The organism is Streptomyces liliiviolaceus (assembly GCF_018070025.1).
In the GTDB taxonomy this organism is placed as follows: domain Bacteria; phylum Actinomycetota; class Actinomycetes; order Streptomycetales; family Streptomycetaceae; genus Streptomyces; species Streptomyces liliiviolaceus.
Genome location: NZ_JAGPYQ010000001.1, coordinates 2,129,884 through 2,148,317 on the forward strand (window position 1 = coordinate 2,129,884; position 18,434 = coordinate 2,148,317).

An 18,434-nucleotide genomic window follows, 5' to 3' on the forward strand; every position below is an offset into this window, starting at 1 on the left:
GGGCGCCGTCCGGCGGACACGTGGCGCAGATACTCCGTCGCAGCCTGTGGATAACTCCGACGCTGTCGGTGCGGACCCCTATCGTGGACGCAGTGGTCGAGGCGCGACGCACGGGGGACGGGACGATGGGCGGGACGGGTGTGATGACAGAGGTGGCGGAGAGCGAAGCGCTCGGAACGCTCCACCGGGTCTTCGGTTACGAGGCCTTCCGCGGCGAGCAGGAAGCCGTCATCGAGCATGTGGTGAGCGGCGGGGACGCGGTCGTCCTCATGCCCACGGGCGGCGGAAAGTCGCTCTGCTACCAGATTCCGGCCCTGGTCAGACCGGGTACGGGGGTGGTGGTCTCCCCGCTCATCGCGCTGATGCAGGACCAGGTGGACGCGCTGCGGGCACTGGGCGTGCGCGCCGGGTTCATGAACTCCACGCAGGACTTCGACGAGCGGCGCACGGTCGAGGCGGAGTTCCTCGCGGGCGAGCTCGACCTGATCTATCTCGCGCCGGAGCGGCTGCGCCTGGAGTCCACGCTCGACCTCCTCAAGCGCGGCGACATCTCCGTCTTCGCCATCGACGAGGCGCACTGCGTGTCCTCGTGGGGCCACGACTTCCGTCCCGACTACCTCTCGCTCTCCCTGCTGGGCGAGCGCTGGCCGGACGTCCCGCGCATCGCGCTGACCGCGACGGCCACGCACGCGACGCACACGGAGATCACCGAGCGTCTGGGCATGCCGGACGCCCGCCACTTCGTGGCCAGCTTCGACCGGCCCAACATCCAGTACCGGATCGTGCCGAAGGCCGACCCCAAGAAGCAGCTGCTGGCCTTCCTCAAGGAGGAGCACGCGGGCGACGCGGGCATCGTGTACTGCCTGTCGCGCAACTCGGTGGAGAAGACGGCCGAGTTCCTCGCCCGCAACGGCATCGCGGCGGTGCCGTACCACGCGGGCCTCGACGCGGGCACGCGCGCCGCCCATCAGTCGCGGTTCCTGCGTGAGGAGGGCCTGGTGGTGTGCGCGACCATCGCCTTCGGCATGGGCATCGACAAGCCGGACGTCCGGTTCGTCGCCCACCTCGACCTGCCCAAGTCCGTCGAGGGCTACTACCAGGAGACGGGCCGCGCGGGCCGTGACGGAATGCCGTCCACGGCCTGGATGGCCTACGGCCTGAACGACGTCATACAACAGCGCAAGATGATCCAGTCGAGCGAGGGCGACGAGGCGTTCCGCCGCCGGGCCGCCGCGCATCTCGAAGCGATGCTCGCGCTGTGCGAGACCGCCCGGTGCCGGCGCGGTCAGCTGCTCGCCTACTTCGGCCAGGACGACGTGGCCGAGGCGTGCGGGAACTGCGACACCTGTCTGGCCCCGCCCGAGACCTGGGACGGCACGGTCGCGGCGCAGAAGGTGCTGTCCACGGTGGTGCGGTTGCAGCGTGAACGGGGGCAGAAGTTCGGGGCGATCCAGATCGTCGACATCCTGCTCGGGCGCAAGACGGCCAAGGTCATCCAGTTCGACCACGACCAGCTGTCCGTCTTCGGTATCGGCGAGGAGCTGGACGAGGGCGCGTGGCGCGGTGTCGTCCGGCAGATGCTGGCCCAGGGCCTCCTTGCGGTCGAGGGCGCCTACGGGACGCTGGTGCTGACGGAGGCTAGCGGCACGGTGCTGCGGCGCGAGCGGGAGGTGCCGCTCCGCAAGGAGCAGCCGAAGCCGGCGACGTCCCGCGGCTCGTCCTCCTCGTCCGGTTCCGGCCGGGCCGAGCGCAAGGCCAAGGCGGCGGCCGCGGCGGCCGAGATGCCCTCCGAACTGCTCCCCGCCTTCGAGGCGCTGCGCAGCTGGCGCGCGGGCCAGGCCAAGGAACAGGGAGTCCCGGCGTACGTCATCTTCCACGACGCGACGCTCCGCGAGATCGCCACCCTGTGGCCCACCTCCGTCCCGGAGCTGGGCGGCATCAGCGGCATCGGCGAGAAGAAGCTCGCGACGTACGGGGAGGGCGTGGTCGGTGTCCTGGCGTCCCTGGAGAAGCCCGCGGGCACCCAGGAGCCGACCCCTGAGCGACGCAGCGACGGAGACCCCGACCTCCACTGGCCGGAAATGGAACCGGAGCCGGAACCGGAGGACTGGATGTAGCGGGCGCCCCGCGCCCCTGAAGGGGCGCGGGGAACTGCGCGACAAGCCCCCACCGGCCCGCAGCTACGAACAAGCTCGCCGCAGGCGTACGGCTACGCGCCCGCCACGACGCGCCCGGTCACCTCACCGAGACCGACCCGCGTGCCGTCAGGGCCGGGAGCCCACGCCGTCAGCGTCACGACATCCCCGTCCTCCAGGAACGTCCGCTTGCCGGTGGGGAGTTCGAGAACGTCCCGGCCGTTCCAGGTCAGTTCGAGGAGCGACCCCCGTTCCCCGTCAGAGGCCCCGCTCACCGTGCCCGACCCGTACAGATCACCCGTACGCAGCGAGGCCCCGTTCACGGTCATGTGGGCCAACTGCTGCGCGGCCGTCCAGTACATCGTGGAGAACGGCGGCTCGGACACCACATGTCCGTTGACGGCGACGGAGATGCGCAGGTCGTAGCCGCCCGGGTCCTCCGAGGCGTCCTCGGAGGTGTCGTCCAGGTAGGGCAGGAGGGGGTGCGTGCGCGCCGGGGGCGCGACCCGGGCGTCCTCCAGCGCGTCGAGCGGAGTGATCCAGGCCGACACCGACGTGGCGAAGGACTTGCCGAGGAAGGGGCCGAGAGGGACGTACTCCCAGGCCTGGAGGTCGCGCGCGGACCAGTCGTTGAGGAGGCAGAGGCCGAAGACGTGGTCGCGGAAGTCGCCCAGCGGCACCGGCGTGCCCATCGGGGAGGGCGTGCCGACGACGAAGCCGACCTCCGCCTCGATGTCCAGTCGGACGGACGGGCCGAAGACCGGCGCCGGGTCCGCCGGGGCCTTGCGCTGGCCGGCGGGGCGTACGACGTCGGTCCCGGAGACCACGACCGTGCCCGACCGGCCGTGGTAACCGATGGGCAGGTGCTTCCAGTTGGGGGTGAGGGAGTCCTCGGCGTCGGGCCGGAAGATCTGGCCGACGTTCCGGGCGTGGTTCTCGGAGGCGTAGAAGTCGACGTAGTCGGCCACCTCGAAGGGGAGATGGAGGGTCACCTCGGAGAGCGGGTGGATCAGCGGCGCGACGGTCTCGCGGTGGGCGGGCACCGTCACCCACGCGGTGAGCGCCCGCCGGACGTCCGACCACGCCGTGCGGCCGGCCGCGAGGAGCGGGTTGAGGGTGGGGCGGGCGAGCAGGGCGGCGTACGGGGAGCCCAGTTCCACCGCGGCGGCCCCCGCGTCCAGGACGTGGTCGCCCAGCCGCACGCCCACACTCCGGCGACCGGCGCCGTCCGGGGAGCCGTCCGGGGCGTTGTTCAGGGAGAAGACGCCGTACGGAAGATTGTGCGGGCCGAAGGGATCGCCCTCGGGGACATCGAAGGGGGGCATGGGGTGCTGCCTCGCTTTCCGTGTGGGTGGAGCACACGTTACGGGGAGGCGCGGCCTGAGGGCAGTGTCTAAAGAGTTCGCAATGTCCGATTAAGGGTGGGGTCGGAGGGGTTCATTCCGGCTTAGCTTCCTTCAGGGGGGCACGGACGGGGTGGGTCCGGGTCCAGGGATGTGTGGGACACGTGGGGGGACCCGTGGCCAAAAGCACTGCCAGCGTGCCGTTGTATCCGGATCGGGAAGTACCCGGCCTGATCGTGAAGTTCGGCGACTACCCGCTCCATCACGGCGGAGTGGGCGCGATCCGCAGCCTCGGCCGGCTGGGCGTGCCGATGTACGCGATCACCGAGGACAGATACACGCCTGCCGCGGTCTCGCGCCATCTGCGGCGCGCGTTCGTCTGGCCGACCACGGGGACGGAGCGGGCGGAGCGGCTCGTCGAGGGGCTGCTGCGTGTCGGGCGTGGGATCGGCCGCCCCGCGGTCCTCATCCCGACCGACGAGGAGGCCGTGGTCCTGATCGCCGAGCACCAGGCCGAACTCACGGGAAGCTTTCTGTTCCCCAGGGTGGCGGCCGGGCTGCCCCGGCGCCTGGCCAGCAAGCAGGGACTGCACGAGCTCTGCGTCGAGCACGGCGTACCCAGCCCGGAGGCGGCGTTCCCGGAGTCGTACGGGGAGATCGAGGACTTCGCGGCGAAGGCGAGGTTCCCGCTCGTGGCGAAGAACCGCGAGGCGTTCGTGCGCCGCGCGCGGCCGGCCGTGCACGGGACGACGCGCATCGCCACCCAGGAGGGCCTGTTACGGCTCGCCCGCGACTGGGGTGAGCCGCCGGGCGTCATCCTTCAGGAGTATCTGCCGCGGGAGGACGCCGAGGACTGGATCGTGCACGCCTACTTCGACGCGGACTCGGCGCCGCTCGCGATGTTCACCGGCGTCAAGGTCCGCTCCTGGCCCCCGCACGCGGGCATGACGGCGAACGCGTACGTCGTCGACAACCCCGAACTGGCGGACCTGGCGGCGCGGTTCATCAAACAGATCGGCTTCAGCGGCGTCGTCGACCTCGATCTGCGCTTCGACCGCCGCGACGGCCGGTACAAACTGCTCGACTTCAATCCGCGGATGGGCGCCCAGTTCCGGCTCTTCGAGAACGAGTCGGGGATCGACGTCATCCGCGCCATGCATCTGGATCTGACCGGACGGGCCGTTCCGGAGGGGGAACAGCTCGCCGGCCGGCGCTACATCGTGGAGAACATCGACCTGCCGGCCCTGCTCGCGTACCGCCGCAGCGGCTATACGACCCCGCACGCTCCCGACCGCCCGAGCGGTACGGAGCTGGCGTGGCTGGCGGCGGACGACCTGCGGCCGTTCTTCACGATGCTCGCGCGCTTCGTACGGCCCGGCGCGAAGCATCTGTACCAGCTGTGGAGGGACGGCCGCCGCGGAGCCCGGGTGGCATCCGGCCACCGATGACCACGGCCGGACCGCAGCCGGACCGCGGCCGGACCACGACGGGCCGGCGGAGCAGAGGAGAAGGGGGCCCGCAGCCGTGGGAGGGCGGGTGCGGGGTGATCGAGCAATGACGAAGTGGCGTTCTGGGGAGGGGACTTCGTGATGGAGCCGGTGGCAGTGATCGGTGCCGGGCCTTTCGGCCTGTCCACCGCCGCGCATCTGAGGGCGCGCGGCATTCCGGTACGGGTGTTCGGTGAACCCATGGTGAGCTGGCGGGCGAACATGCCCCAGGGGATGCTCCTCAAATCGACGCCGGCCGCCTCGAACATCGACGCCCCGCAGCCGGGGCACGACCTCGTCGACTACTGCGACGCGGCGGGCGTTCCCCGCCTGGTCACGGACGAGGACATCATCCCGGTCGAGACGTTCGTCGCGTACGGGGAGTGGTTCCGGCAGCGGCTCGTGCCGGAACTGGAACGGGTGCGCGTCGTCTCGGTCGACCGCCGCTCCGACCTGCGGGGCTTCGAACTCAAGCTGGACTCGGGGGAGGTGTTCACCGCGCGGGCGGTCGTCGTGGCGACCGGTCTGTCCGGCCTCGCGCATCTGCCCCGCGAACTGGCCGGGGCCGCGCCCGACGGGCCGACGCCCACCGGCCCCGTCTCGCACAGCTCGCAACTGCACGACCTGTCCCGGTTCTCCGGCAGGGAACTGATCGTCGTCGGCGCGGGCCAGTCCGCCCTGGAGACGGCGGCGCTCGCCGCCGAGGCGGGCGCACAGGTGCGCGTGGTGGCGCGCGGAAAGGGGTCTGTCGACTTCGGCGCGCCCCCGTGGCAGCAGCCGTTGCTGCGCCCCGAGTCACCCTTCGGCCGGGCCTGGTCCTTGTGGGCCCTCACCTACTACCCGCACCCGTACCGTCATCTGCCGCCGGGAATCCGGCACTTCCTGGTCCGCAGCGTCCTCGGCCCCCTCGGCGCCTGGTGGCTGCGCGACCGGTTCGAGGGAAAAGTGCGGGTGAACGAGGTGGCGCGGATCCTGCGCGCCTCCGGGGAGACGGCCGGGCGGCCCGCCCTCACCGTCCGGACCCTCGGCGGCCGCGTCGAGGAACTGTCCGCGGACCACATCGTCGCCGCCACCGGCTACCGCGTCGACCTCGCCGCGATGGACTTCCTCGGCCATGAGCTGCGGACCCGGCTGGCCGTCAGCCGCGGAACACCGAGGCTGGGCGCCGGATTCAGCTCCTCCGTGCCCGGTCTGTACTTCACCGGACTGCCGGCCGCGGCCTCGTACGGGCCGGTGATGCGGTTCGTGTGCGGGACGGAGTTCGCCTCGCCGCGGCTGGTCCGGCATCTGGCGGCACGGCACCGCTGAACCAGGGGCGCGAACGCACGCGGTGGGAGCGCGCGGGCGCACGCGGGCGGTCGGGAAAGGGGCGTGAATCGGGTCGGCACAGTGGCCGATATGTCATGGGATCGACCTGAACTCCAGGGGTCTGCTGAGGCCCGCGACGACGTGTGGGGCGGTCGAGGTGCCGGACGACGTCCGGTTCCCGTCGAGTCGCTGGGGGATTCGATCCGTATTCTCTGATCATGGCCCCACCGATTGCATATTCACTCATCGCCACTGACCTGGACGGGACGCTGCTGCGCGGCGACGACACCCTCTCGGACCGGTCGCGCGCGGCGCTGGCGATGGCGGTCGGGGCAGGCGCCCGGCACCTCGTCGTGACGGGGCGCCCCGCTCCGCGCGTACGGCCACTGCTGGACGAACTCGGCAGCCAGGGGCTCGCGGTGTGCGGACAGGGCGCGCAGTTGTACGACGCCGGCGCGGACCGCATGGTGTGGTCCGTCACACTGGAACGTGAGCTGGCCGAGGTGGCTCTCGGCAAGATCGAGGCGGAGGTCGGTGAGGTGTACGCGGCCGTCGACCAGGACGGCGTCGACGGACTCACGCTCATCGAGCCGGGTTACGAGATGCCCCACCCGACGCTGCCGGCGGTACGGGTGCCGCGGCGCGACGACCTCTGGACCCGGCCCATCAGTAAGGTGCTGCTGCGGCATCCCCTGCTCTCCGACGACGAGTTGGCGTCCGCCGCCCGTGGAGCGGTCGGTTCCCTCGCCACCGTGACGATGTCCGGGCCCGGTACCGTCGAACTCCAGCCATGCGGCATCACGAAGGCCACGGGCCTCGCCCTCGCCGCCGGCCGGCTGGGCCTGACGTCGGCGCAGACCATCGCCTTCGGGGACATGCCGAACGACATCCCGATGTTCGACTGGGCGGCGCGCGGGGTCGCCATGGCCAACGCGCATCCCGAACTCAAGTCCGTCGCCGACGAGATCACCCTCTCGAACGAGGACGACGGCATCGCGGTGGTCCTGGAGCGCATGTTCTCCACCGACCGCACCGACCGCACCGACCGCACCGACCGCACCGACCGCACCGACCGGACGGGCCCCCGGGTCGGCCGGCAGGCCGGTCCGGGGGCCCGCTCGGGCGTCGGTCAGTAGGCGCCGAAGACGTTGTCGATCGAGCCGTAGCGCGCGGCGGCGTAGTTGCACGCCGCCGTGATGTTGGCGACCGGGTCGAAGGGGTCCAGCGACGTACCGGTCACGTGGTACGCCGAGAAGGTCGGGTCGATGACCTGCAGGAGCCCCTTCGACGGCGTACCGGCGACCGCGTTGGAGTCCCAGTTGTTCATGGCCTGCGGGTTGCCCGACGACTCGCGGATGATGTTGCGGTGGATGCCGTCGTAGGTGCCCGGGATGCCCTGCTGGGCCATGACGTCCAGCGACTCCCTGATCCAGCCGTCGAGGTCGTCCGTGTAGGTCTTCGCCGAGGCAGGGGTGACGGCGGACGCCGTGGAGGCCTTGGACGCCGTGGCGGTCTTCGCCGAGGTCCCGCCGTTCTTCGTGCCCACGGTCAGCTTCAGGCCCGGCCGAATGGTCGACGGGTCGTCGCCGATGACCGCGCGGTTGGCCTTGTACAGCTTCTTCCAGTCGCCCGTGGTGTGCGCCTTGGCGATCTTGGACAGGGTGTCGCCCTCGACCACCTTGTAGGTGACCAGCGAGACCTGCGGGACCGCGTTCGGGGTGGCGGCCTGGGCGCCGGTGGCCCCCACGAGGGGGAGCGCGAGCGCGGCTCCGCCCGTCCCGGCGGCGACGATGCCACGGGTGAGGGTGCTGTTTCTGGGGCGGCGGTGCTTGCCTCGTGCGGGCATGGCGAATGTCCTCTCCGGCGCCTGCGAGGTGAGCTGTCGGGTTCGGACTGGAGATGCCCGGCCGCGTGGTGTGCGCGACTTGACCCCTAGCCGTTCCGATTTCCGGTCCGGCGGCTTACCTGGGTCCCCCGCTCCTGCCGTACGCGAGTGAATGGATGACTGGGATTTCCGGGCGGCGGCAGGATTAGGCGATCCGTCCGGAGTGACGTGAACGTATGCGAGAGCACATGCCGTGAACAAGCCCCGAATTCGCGCAGCGACGGCTTTGAACTGCCATGTCGGGCGAATATCTCTTGATCAAAGCGGAAGGCGAAGTTCAACTTGCTTTCCGCAAAGGGAAATCGGCGGGACCGGAAAAACGATCACTTCGCGCGGGCGTGACTCAATTCACTGGCGCGGGCGGCCAATGTCCATAAAAAAGGTGATACGCAATATTCTGTCGACGCCGAATGCGGGCGGGATGCCGGTCGCCGTGGGCGGTTCCAGGGGCAGGCGAACTCGGCGAACTCGGCCCGGCTCAACCCGCCGTACGCGGAATCCGTTTCTCCCAGGTGCGGTGGAACACCACTTCGTCGCCGTCCTTGCAGATCACTTCGTTCGAGGTGATGAAGTCCGTCTCGTCGCAGGTGATTTCGGAGTGTGTCTCGACGCTCGCGTCCCACGGCATTTCCGGCCGGTGCAGCCGGACGGACCAGTCGGACCTGGTGTGCGCGGACAACGGGTCCGCCTCATTGATCGTGTATGTCTCCAGCGCGTCCTCGGTGAATTCGAGACCGTCCGGATAGACACGGGTGCCGCCGTACCGCGGATCCACTTCCAGGCGCCATTCACCCTTGGCGACATCGCGGACCACGAGGCGTTCGGGGCGCGGCTCGTCCAGTGTGGCGGGGAAGTTCACGCCCAGCGGAGCCGACTGCTCCGGTTCCTCGAAGACGATGGCGGGGTCCGACTCCTGGGCGCGGAGCGGGAGTTCCAGCACGCTGCCCGACGGGGTGAGGGTGAAGCCCGCCTCCGAGCCAGGCTGGGGCCAGATCCATGGCCAGTACGCGGAGGAGACGGCGAGCCGGATGCGATGGCCCGGCGGGAAGGCGTGGCCGATGCCGTTCAGTTCGAAGAGCACATCCTCCGTAGAGTCCGGTTCCCAGGGGACCACCTGGTCACGGCCGTGACGGGCTGTCAGGTTCAGGACTCCTCGGGTGACCAGGGTCGAGGAGCCGTCGGGTGCCACGTCGCACAGACGGGCCACTACATGTCCACGTTTCACCGGCGAGGTGAGCCTCAGGCGCACGCGCGGGCGGCCCAGTACCCAGATCTCCTCCGGGACCTCGAACTCGAAGCACACCGACCGCGCGTCCTCCTCCCGCTGGTCCGGCGGCAGGTCCGCGTCGTTGCCGAAGGGGAAGAAGCGGCCGGCGTCCAGCCCGGTGTGCTGGGGGGAGCGCACCACCACGGGGGCGCCCTGGAGCGCGTACGGGACGTGGGCGACCAGGGGGGAGGGCCAGGCGGGATCGCCGACCCAGCGGCCGGGCAGTACCGGGTACACCGTCGCGGGAGGGTGCGAGTCGCTGACGTACGAGCGGAGGAGCGGCTCGGACATCACCCTGGAGCCGGAGCCGGAGCCGGAGCCGGAGCCGGAGCCGGAGCCGGAGCCGCTGTCGCTGTCGCTGTCGGAGCCGGTGTCGGTCTCGGTGCCGGTCCCGGTCCCGGTGTCCTTCAGCCAGTGGTCCCACCAGCGCAGCGTCTCCTGGAGGAAGCCGATGGCGGGGCCCGGCGGCAGCCCCCGGTCGGGGTACTGGTGCGACCAGGGCCCGATCAGGCCGCGTACGCGGTCCGGCGGGAGGTGTTCCACGAGGCGCAGCACGGTGTCCCGGTACGGGTCGTGCCAGCCGCCGACCGCGAGCACGGCCGCCCGGATGGCCGAGTAGTCCTCGCAGACGCTGCCGCGGCGCCACTGCTCGTCCCTCGTCTGGTGGGCGAGCCAGGTGTGCAGGAACGGATCGACGGACTCCAGTCGTTGCACCCACAGATCGCGCCAGGACCCGCCCACGTATGCGGGATCGGGCGGGCGCGCCACGAACGCGAGCATGGTCGCCGCCCACGCGTGCATGTCGACGGCGAGTACGGAACCACCCATGTAGTGCACGTCGTTGTCGTAGCGGTCGTCCGACGAGCAGACCGTGACGACGGCCTTGAGCGGTTCGGGTGCGAGGGCCGCGATCTGGAGGGAGTTGAAGCCGCCCCAGGAGATGCCGAACATACCGACCTTGCCGGAGCACCAGGGCCGGGCGGCGAGCCACTCGACGACCTCGACCCCGTCGGCCAGTTCCGTCGCGGAGTACTCGTCGCCCGGCAGGCCCTCGGAGTTGCCGTGCCCGCGGACGTCCACGCGCACGGAGGCGTAGCCGTGGCCCGCGTACCAGGGGTGGCGCTGCCAGTCGCGCGGGGCGGTCCAGTCGGTCAGCCGGTAGGGGAGGTATTCGAGCAGTGCCGGTACGGGTTCTTCGGTGACGGGACGCCACACGCGCGCGTAGAGCTTGGTTCCGTCCGCGAGGGGAACGCGGATGTCCTCGTGAAACGTCTCGCAGGGGAAGGACGTACGGATGCGCATGGGTGTCACCTCAGTGGACGGGGTGCATCGTGCGGCGCAGCCAGGGCGCCGCGGCGATCACGAGCAGACCGGCGGCCACGGCGATCGCGCCGTTGACACCGAAGTACGCGGGCTTGGAGACGTCGTCGTAGAGCTTCACGGTCTGGGCCTGGATGCCGTTGGCGAGGGCCAGCGAGAGGAACCAGAGGGACATGGTCTGGCTGGCGAAGGCCTTCGGGGCGAGTTTCGTGGTGGCCGACATGCCGGAGGTCTCCAGGAGGATGTCGCCGAGCCCCAGCAGGAAGTACGAGCCGACGATCCACCAGACGGACATCAGGTAGTCGTCGCCGTCGTGGCCGGAGGTCGGCAGCGCCATCAGCAGGAACGACAGTCCTCCCAGCACCACGCCGAACGCGATCTTGTTGGAGGCGTGCGGCTGGCGGTGCCCCATCCGCACCCAGAGCGCGGCCACCACGGGGGCCAGCGCGACCTCGAAGGCGCCCAGGGCGGACGCGTACCAGCCGGCGGGGAAGTCGAAGCCGAGGATCGTCGTCTCGGCGTTCGAGGCGGCCAGCAGGATCATCGTCGAGTACGCCTGGAAGAGGATGAAGTTGAAGACCGTGGAGGCCAGGAAGAGCACGATGTACGGGCGCAGCCGGCCCCGTTCCTCGGGGGTCACCCGCGGGCTGCGGAACATCACCGCGAAGTACACCACCGGCGCGATCACCGAGATCAGCGTCAGCAGGTCCACGAAGCGGTCCATGGTGAGCACTCCGGAGAGGGCCAGTATGACCGCGAGAACGGCCGCGACGAGGAGCCCCAGGACGATCAGCCGGACCGCGCGGCGCATGGCGCGGGGCGGCAGCGCGAACTCGGCCGCCCGTCCGCGTCCGGCCAGGTGACGGCGGCCCGCGACGTACTGGATCAGACCGAGGGTCATGCCGACGGCCGCCGCGGAGAAGCCCCAGTGCCAGCCCCGGTGGTCGCCGAGCCAACCGGTGATCAGCGGTCCCGCGAAGGCGCCCGTGTTGATGGCCATGTAGTAGAGCGCGAAACCGGCGTCGCGGCGGTCGTCGTCGGTGCGGTAGAGCTTGCCGACCATGGTGGCGACGTTCGGCTTCAGCAGGCCCGTGCCCGCGCTGATCAGGCCGAGGCCGGCCCAGGTGGCCGCGGCGGTGGGCACCGCCATCGCGTAGTGGCCGCAGGCGATCAGGATCCCGCCCCACAGGACCGCCCGGTAGGAGCCGAGGACCCGGTCGGCGAGCCAGCCGCCGGCCACCGAGACCAGATAGACCAGCGTCCCGTACGCGGCCGACACGGAGGCCGCCGTTCCGGCGGACATGCCCAGGCCTCCGTGGGCGACCGTGTCCGCGAAGTACAGGACGAGGATCGCCTGCATCCCGAGGAACGAGAAGCGCTCCCAGACCTCAAGCCCGGACAGGGTCAGCAGGCCCCTGGGCTGGCCGAAGAAGGCGTGGTCGTCCGCGGGGTCCGGGGGCTCGTCCCCGGGCTCCGGATCGGGTGCGGAGCCGGTTTCGATCGCACTGTGGGACAAGATCCACCACTTCCCGCACCACGTCCTGAAAAGCCATCCTCTTTCAGGAGCTATCCATCAGTTCTCGGTCATATCGACAGATCACGAACATACCCTCCGTGGTTCGATACCGCCCGGCCTGACCGAAGGGGCAAAAGGGATCAGCCGGCGGGTGTCCGGCAGGGTGGTGGCAGGTGACGGGCGGGCGCTCATCGTGATCGAAAGACGACCGGATACGCTGACTTGAGTGCCAGCAGCGACACATCGACAAACACCCACAGCACAGAGCACACCCAGAGCATCCAGAGACCGCCGTTGAGAGCGTCAGCAGACAGGAGACCCTCGTGACCGTCGTCGGGCCGTTCGGGCTGAGCGTGCGGGACCAGGCTCTCGAAGCCGATGTCCAGGCCGGATTGGCGGCTGTCGAGGAGGGACTGCTCGAAGCGACCAAGAGCGAGGTCCCGTTCATCACGGAGGCCGCGCAGCACCTCGTGCGCGCGGGCGGCAAGCGGTTCCGGCCGCTGCTCGTGATGCTCGCCGCCCAGTTCGGTGATCCGTACGCGCCGGGGATCGTGCCCTCGGCGGTCGTCGTCGAGCTGACCCATCTCGCCACGCTGTACCACGACGACGTGATGGACGAGGCGGACGTGCGCCGCGGGGTGCCCAGCGCCAACAGCCGCTGGGACAACTCGGTCGCGGTCCTCACCGGCGACTTCCTCTTCGCGCGCGCCTCGCACATCCTGGCCGACCTGGGCCCCGAGGCCGTACGGGTCCAGGCGGAGGCGTTCGAGCGGCTGGTCACCGGCCAGATCCTGGAGACGGCGGGACCGCGCGACGGACGCGACCCGGTCGACCACTACATGGACGTGCTCGGCGGCAAGACCGGCTCCCTGATCGCCGTGGCCGGCCGGTTCGGCGCGATGATGTCGGGCGCCGACGAGACGGTCGTCGACGTGCTGACGCAGTACGGGGAGCGGCTCGGTGTCGCCTTCCAGCTCGCCGACGACGTGCTGGACATCGCGAGCGACTCGCACGAGTCCGGCAAGACCCCGGGCACCGATCTGCGCGAGGGCATTCCGACGCTGCCCGTCCTGCGGCTGCGTGAGCGCGTCGAGCGGCGGGGACTCGCCGAGGACATCGCCCTCGCCGAACTGCTCGCCTCCGACCTGACGGACGACGCCCGGCACGCGGAGGCGCTGGCCAGGCTGCGCGTCCACCCCGCGCTGGACCACGCCCGCCGCGACACCGTGCGGTACGCGGAGGACGCCCGCGCCACGCTGGCGCCGCTCCCGGAGTGCGACGCGAAGGCGGCTCTGGTGGAGCTGTGCGACGCGGTGGTGCACCGCGCGGGCTGACCTGCGGGTCTCTTCCGCTCTCTCCGCTTGCGGCGCGATCGTCCGATGGTGGGCCCTCGCCGTGTGGCGCAGGTCACACATCTGGATTAAGTCCAGTCTGAGATTCGTTCCGTAATCCGTGCAGAGGCCGACGCAGGGGGCGTCGGCGGGATTACGGGGAGAAAAAGAATCATGGGGACGATCGTCACGTTCGCACAGCGCCGCAGGAAGCTCGTCATGACCGGTGTCGCGGTGGCCGCCGCGGCCGGTGTCGCCGCCGCCGTGCTTCCCGCGATGGCCGACAGCGGCAGCTCCGGCAGGGGCGCGCATTCGAGCAAGGGCGCGGATCGCGCGGCGCACGCGGGTCACGGCGAAGGATCCATCGGGGTGCGGAGCGGCTCGCTCGCCGGCGGCAAGGGCGGCACCATCCTCGCCGCCAGCCTGAACGGCGCGAACGAGGTACCGGTCCAGGGCGGCCCCGCCGTCGGCGACAAGGACGGCGCGGCGCTCGAATTCGTCAAGGTCAAGGGCGACAAGGTGTCCGTCGCCGTCAAGTGGCGCGGCACCGGCAAGCCGGTCATGCTCCACATCCACCAGGGCGCCAAGGGTGTCAACGGCGGCGTCAAGGTCGACTTCACCAAGCTGCTGGACGACGCCCGGGGACGCACGGTCACCGGGACGGTCAAGGTGAAGGACGCGGCCCTGCTCGGGAAGCTGAAGGCCGACCCGGGCAGCTTCTACGCCAACCTGCACACCGCCGAGTTCCCGGGCGGCGCCGTCCGTGGCCAGCTCCACAAGGTCACCACGGACTTCGACTTCCGGCACGCGCTGAACAACTTCCAGGCCTCCGTCATCAAGGGCAAGCAGATCTACGAGTGCAAGAAGTCGGCCGACGGCACCAAGGCCTTCGCGCAGCGTGATGTGAGCGCCGTGCTCGGCGGGCCCATCGCCCACTCGTTCGTGAAGCCCAACTCGGGTACTCCGCAGTGGATCGCGGCCGACCGCAGCGCGGTGACCGGTGCGCTGATCTCCAAGACCCCGAACGGCGACAGGAACATCCCCGAACTGGACCTCAGGGCCACGCAGTCCGGCAAGCACCGGGGTCTGCTCGCGGGCACGGCGGAGATCCTGCGCCTGAACACCGTGGGCGGGGTGGCCCCGGCCGGCTCCTGCAAGGTGGGGACGATCGTGGGAGTGCCGTACGGGGCGGACTACGTCTTCGTGAACCGGTAGCAACCCGTGAACGGAGAGGCGTTCGTGAACCGGTAGCAACCGGTGAACGGAGAGGCGTTCGTGAACCGGTAGGCGAAGAGAAGGCCCCCGAGGGCGGGCGAAGGGTTTCAGCGTGCCCCGGCGAGTCACACGGACGGTGTCTCCCCGCGCGACCCCTACGGGTCGGGGGGGCGGCGCCGTCCACCCATGTCATACCCCAGGTGTACAAGGAGTTGGCTCCGAGGTCTGACGCTTTCGGCCGACCGATTTGGTCAGATGGGACACACCACTTCACAGCAGTTCGGGTGACAATGGCGGCCAGGGTGGACGAGTGCGTGGACGGTTAGCCGCCGCCGACAACGGAGGTAGGGCACACATGGCACCGTACGGATCCGACGACAGCACGACCGAGGACGAGGCGGACGACAGGCGCGGCGGCCGGCAGAAGGCCGCGCGGTATGTCGTCCCCGTCGCGGTGGTGGGGGTGGCAGCGGCGACCATCGGGCTGGTCCCGGCGTTCGCGGGCTCCGGCGACCCCGACCTGCCGAAGGTCAGCGCCCAGCAGCTCATCGAGAAGATCGCCGCCTCGGACGTACAGCAGCTGTCCGGCACGGTGAAGATCAGCACGGACCTCGGCCTGCCGGACCTCGGCGGCCTGGAGAGCAGCCTCGGCGGGGCTGCCACTGGCGGCGGGCGCGACGGCTCGTCCGCGGACCCCTCGTCCAAGCTGATGGAACTGGCGTCCGGTACGCACACCCTGCGGGTCGCGTCCGACGGCGAGGACAAGCAGAAGCTGTCGCTCCTCGACAAGGCCGCCGAGTACAGCGTGATCCACAACGGCGACGAGGTGTGGGCGTACGACAGCAAGTCGAACGAGGCCTACCACGTGAAGGACGCCGCCGCCTCCTCCGACTCCGCGGAGAAGGGGGCGAAGGGCAGGTCCGGAGATGTGCCGGCCACGCCCAAGGAGCTGGCCGAGGAGGCGCTGAAGGCGTCGGACGACACGACGTCCGTGACCGTCGACGGTACGGCGCGGATCGCCGGGCGGGACGCCTACAAGCTGCTGATCGAGCCGAAGCAGTCCGGTTCGACGGTCGGCGCGATCTCCATCGCCGTGGACGCCAAGACCGGCCTGCCGCTGAAGTTCACCCTCACCCCGGCGAGCGGCGGCGCGGCCGTCGTCGACGCGGGCTTCACCAAGGTCGACTTCTCCAGGCCGGCCGCCTCCACCTTCGACTTCACCCCGCCGAAGGGCGCGAAGGTCACCGAGGGCGACGAGTCGAAGTCCGGCGGCCCGGCGGGCAGGGGCGACGTGGACAAGGGGGACAAGGCCCGTCCCGGAAGCGGCAAGGGCGGCGAGGACCTGGGCAAGGAGTTCCAGGGCCTGAACGTCATAGGCGAGGGCTGGAGCTCCATCGCCCAATTCGACACCGGCGGCGAGGGCCTGCCGTCGGAGGGCTCCGGCGGGGGCGACGCGGGCCGGTTCCTGGACTCGCTGGGCGACCAGGTGAGCGGCGAGTTCGGCTCGGGCACGGTCTTCTCGACCCGCCTGGTGAACGCGCTGATCACGGACGACGGCAAGGTCTACGCGGGCGCGGTCACCAAGGACGCGCTGGTGAAGGCGGCCGACGCGGCGAAGTAGGTCCCGCCGTCACCTGCCGACACCCGTCGGCCCCGTGACCGCGGGTCCCCGAGGGCAAGGCGAAGTGAGGGAGTCGATGGCGGAACTGTCCACCGCGGACGGGCACACGACGGGTGAGGGCGGCACGAAGGCCCCACGTGACACGGGTGACACGGGTGACACCGTGATCGCCACCCGCGCGCTGACCAAGCGCTACCGCGGTGGACAGCTCGCCGTCGACGGCCTCGACCTGGCCGTCCCGGCGGGCAGCGTCTTCGGCTTCCTCGGACCGAACGGCTCGGGCAAGACCACCACCATCAGAATGCTGATGGGGCTGATCGAGCCGACCTCCGGCACGGCCCGCGTCCTGGGCAGGCCCATGCCGCGCGCCACGGCGGCCGTGCTCCCGCATGTGGGCGCGCTCATCGAGGGCCCCGCGCTCTACGGCTTCCTCTCCGGCCGCGACAACCTCCTGCGGTACGACTCCGCCGACCCGGCCGCCGACCCGCGCACCCGGCGCACGCGCGTGGCGAGCGCGCTCGACCGGGTCGGGCTGACGGCCGCCGCCGGCAAGAAGGCGAAGGCCTACTCGCTGGGGATGAAGCAGCGGCTCGGGCTCGCTGCCGCGCTGCTGCAGCCCCGGAAGCTGCTCGTGCTGGACGAACCGACCAACGGACTCGATCCGCAGGGGATGCGGGAGATCCGCGCCCTGGTCCGTGAGCTGGCCTCGGACGGCACGACCGTGTTCCTCTCCTCGCATCTGCTCGACGAGATCGAGCAGGTCTGCACGCACGCCGCGGTGATGGCGCAGGGCCGGCTGATCACCCAGGGCCCGGTGGCCGAGCTGGCGGCTGGCGCGCGCAGCCGGCTCGTCGTGACCACACCCGATCCGGGCGACGCGGCCCGGGTGCTGAAGGAGCAGGGGCTGAGCGATGTCGTGGTTGCCGAGGACCGGGTGAGCGCCGATCCACCGGACCGCGAGCTCGCCGAGGTGAACGCGGCACTGGTCACGGCGGGCGTCCGCGTCCGCGGCTTCGGGATCGAACGGGCCTCGCTGGAGGACGCGTTCGTGGCGCTCACCGGGGAGGGCTTCGATGTCGCGGGCTGAGACCGCCGAGCCGTCGGCGACGGAGAAGAGCACGGGAGGAGCCGCCGCGGGCCGGGCGCCGAGCCCGCTGTGGACCCTCGGACTGCTGCGCAACGAACTGGCCACCACGCTCCGCCGCTGGCGGACGATCGCACTGCTCGGGGTGCTCGCCGCGGTGCCGGTGCTCGTCGGCATCGCGGTCAAGATCGAGACGAGCGACGGGTCGTCCGCCGGAGGCGGCGGGGGAGAGGGGCCCGCGTTCATCGCGCAGATCACCAACAACGGACTGTTCCTGGTGTTCACCGCGCTGGCCGCCACGCTGCCGTTCTTCCTGCCGATGGCGGTCGGCGTCATCGCGGGCGACGCGATCGCGGGCGAGGCCAACGCGGGGACGCTGCGCTATCTGCTGGTCGCACCGGCGGGCCGGACACGCCTGCTGATCACCAAGTACGCGACCACGCTGGCCTTCTGCGTCATCGCCACCCTCGTCGTGGCGACCTCGGCGCTCGTCGTCGGCGCGCTCCTGTTCCCGCTGGGCGAGCTGACGACGATCTCCGGCACCCGTATCAGTTTCGGCGAGGGGCTGGGCCGGGCCCTGCTGATCGCGCTGATCGTGGCCGCGTCGCTGGTCGGGATCGCTGCGCTGGGGCTGTTCGTCTCGACGCTCACGAACAGCGGGATCGCGGCGATGGCGACGACCGTAGGTCTGCTCATCACCGTGCAGATCCTCGACCAGATCCCCCAGCTGCACGCGATACAGCCGTACATCTTCTCGCACTACTGGCTGTCCTTCGCCGACCTCATGCGCGACCCCGTCTACTGGGACGACCTGATACGCAACCTGGAACTCCAGGCGCTGTACGCGGCGGTGTTCGGCGCGGCGGCCTGGGCGCGGTTCACGGCGAAGGACATCACCGCGTAGCGAGCGGCAAGCGGCCCC

The 18,434-nt window shown here is 70.6% G+C and carries 13 protein-coding genes and 1 riboswitch; of the genes, 9 read left to right on the forward strand and 4 right to left on the reverse strand.

Annotation, left to right across the window (positions count from 1 at the left end; genetic code table 11):
- Positions 1-125: 125 nt before the first annotated feature.
- Positions 126-2,117 carry a DNA helicase RecQ gene (recQ, locus tag J8N05_RS09400; RefSeq protein WP_210890103.1) on the forward strand — a complete coding sequence of 664 codons (1,992 nt, stop codon included), beginning with the start codon at positions 126-128 and terminating at the stop codon, positions 2,115-2,117.
- Positions 2,118-2,209: 92 nt separating this feature from the next.
- Here recQ and fahA read toward each other — a convergent pair whose 3' ends face one another.
- Positions 2,210-3,460 carry a fumarylacetoacetase gene (gene fahA / locus J8N05_RS09405; RefSeq protein WP_210881974.1) on the reverse strand — a complete coding sequence of 417 codons (1,251 nt, stop codon included), beginning with the start codon at positions 3,458-3,460 and terminating at the stop codon, positions 2,210-2,212.
- A 194-nt stretch (positions 3,461-3,654) separates the two neighbouring features.
- Here fahA and J8N05_RS09410 point away from each other — a divergent pair, with 194 nt between their 5' ends.
- The 3 genes from J8N05_RS09410 to J8N05_RS09420 all read left to right on the forward strand — a co-directional run bounded on the left by J8N05_RS09410 (position 3,655) and on the right by J8N05_RS09420 (position 7,409).
- Positions 3,655-4,926, forward strand: coding sequence for a carboxylate--amine ligase (locus tag J8N05_RS09410; RefSeq protein ID WP_210881975.1), 1,272 nt, complete (start codon positions 3,655-3,657; stop codon positions 4,924-4,926).
- Between the two features lie 138 nt (positions 4,927-5,064).
- The gene (locus J8N05_RS09415) at positions 5,065-6,273 is read left to right on the forward strand and encodes an FAD-dependent oxidoreductase (RefSeq protein WP_210881976.1); all 1,209 of its coding nucleotides are present in this window, start codon (positions 5,065-5,067) and stop codon (positions 6,271-6,273) included.
- A 218-nt stretch (positions 6,274-6,491) separates the two neighbouring features.
- On the forward strand, positions 6,492-7,409 hold the full coding sequence (locus J8N05_RS09420; RefSeq protein WP_210881977.1) for an HAD family hydrolase: 918 nt from the start codon (positions 6,492-6,494) through the stop codon (positions 7,407-7,409).
- On the opposite strand, the gene J8N05_RS09425 is transcribed toward J8N05_RS09420, so the two are convergent.
- The 3 genes from J8N05_RS09425 to J8N05_RS09435 all read right to left on the reverse strand — a co-directional run bounded on the left by J8N05_RS09425 (position 7,403) and on the right by J8N05_RS09435 (position 12,261).
- A complete protein-coding gene (locus J8N05_RS09425; RefSeq protein WP_210881978.1) occupies positions 7,403-8,119 on the reverse strand; it encodes a transglycosylase SLT domain-containing protein in 717 nt (238 codons plus the stop codon). The two genes, J8N05_RS09420 and J8N05_RS09425, sit on opposite strands and share 7 nt — an antisense overlap.
- 3 nt (positions 8,120-8,122) lie before the next feature.
- A riboswitch (cyclic di-AMP (ydaO/yuaA leader) is annotated at positions 8,123-8,275 on the reverse strand.
- Positions 8,276-8,636: 361 nt separating this feature from the next.
- On the reverse strand, positions 8,637-10,727 hold the full coding sequence (locus tag J8N05_RS09430; RefSeq protein ID WP_210881979.1) for a CocE/NonD family hydrolase: 2,091 nt from the start codon (positions 10,725-10,727) through the stop codon (positions 8,637-8,639).
- A 10-nt stretch (positions 10,728-10,737) separates the two neighbouring features.
- On the reverse strand, positions 10,738-12,261 hold the full coding sequence (locus J8N05_RS09435; protein WP_407699892.1) for a peptide MFS transporter: 1,524 nt from the start codon (positions 12,259-12,261) through the stop codon (positions 10,738-10,740).
- A 323-nt stretch (positions 12,262-12,584) separates the two neighbouring features.
- Between J8N05_RS09435 and J8N05_RS09440 the strand changes: the two genes are divergently transcribed.
- From J8N05_RS09440 to J8N05_RS09460, 5 genes are all read left to right on the forward strand, one after another.
- Positions 12,585-13,595, forward strand: coding sequence for a polyprenyl synthetase family protein (locus J8N05_RS09440; RefSeq protein WP_210881980.1), 1,011 nt, complete (start codon positions 12,585-12,587; stop codon positions 13,593-13,595).
- A 171-nt stretch (positions 13,596-13,766) separates the two neighbouring features.
- A complete protein-coding gene (locus J8N05_RS09445) occupies positions 13,767-14,807 on the forward strand; it encodes a CHRD domain-containing protein (protein ID WP_210881981.1) in 1,041 nt (346 codons plus the stop codon).
- A 355-nt stretch (positions 14,808-15,162) separates the two neighbouring features.
- The gene (locus J8N05_RS09450; protein WP_210881982.1) at positions 15,163-16,428 is read left to right on the forward strand and encodes a LolA family protein; all 1,266 of its coding nucleotides are present in this window, start codon (positions 15,163-15,165) and stop codon (positions 16,426-16,428) included.
- Positions 16,429-16,504: 76 nt separating this feature from the next.
- Positions 16,505-17,515, forward strand: a complete 1,011-nt coding sequence (locus tag J8N05_RS09455; protein WP_247706214.1) for an ABC transporter ATP-binding protein — start codon at positions 16,505-16,507, stop codon at positions 17,513-17,515.
- On the forward strand, positions 17,502-18,416 hold the full coding sequence (locus tag J8N05_RS09460; RefSeq protein ID WP_210881983.1) for an ABC transporter permease: 915 nt from the start codon (positions 17,502-17,504) through the stop codon (positions 18,414-18,416). Before J8N05_RS09455 ends, J8N05_RS09460 begins: the two co-directional genes overlap by 14 nt.
- Positions 18,417-18,434: the final 18 nt, after the last annotated feature.

Coding starts and splice junctions, on each gene's coding strand:
- J8N05_RS09430 (WP_210881979.1), bottom strand. CDS start 10,727: ATGCGCATCCGTACGTCCTTCCCCTGCGAGACGTTTCACGAGGACATC.
- J8N05_RS09445 (WP_210881981.1), top strand. CDS start 13,767: ATGGGGACGATCGTCACGTTCGCACAGCGCCGCAGGAAGCTCGTCATG.
- recQ (WP_210890103.1), top strand. CDS start 126: ATGGGCGGGACGGGTGTGATGACAGAGGTGGCGGAGAGCGAAGCGCTC.
- fahA (WP_210881974.1), bottom strand. CDS start 3,460: ATGCCCCCCTTCGATGTCCCCGAGGGCGATCCCTTCGGCCCGCACAAT.
- J8N05_RS09450 (WP_210881982.1), top strand. CDS start 15,163: ATGGCACCGTACGGATCCGACGACAGCACGACCGAGGACGAGGCGGAC.
- J8N05_RS09420 (WP_210881977.1), top strand. CDS start 6,492: ATGGCCCCACCGATTGCATATTCACTCATCGCCACTGACCTGGACGGG.
- J8N05_RS09425 (WP_210881978.1), bottom strand. CDS start 8,119: ATGCCCGCACGAGGCAAGCACCGCCGCCCCAGAAACAGCACCCTCACC.
- J8N05_RS09460 (WP_210881983.1), top strand. CDS start 17,502: ATGTCGCGGGCTGAGACCGCCGAGCCGTCGGCGACGGAGAAGAGCACG.
- J8N05_RS09455 (WP_247706214.1), top strand. CDS start 16,505: ATGGCGGAACTGTCCACCGCGGACGGGCACACGACGGGTGAGGGCGGC.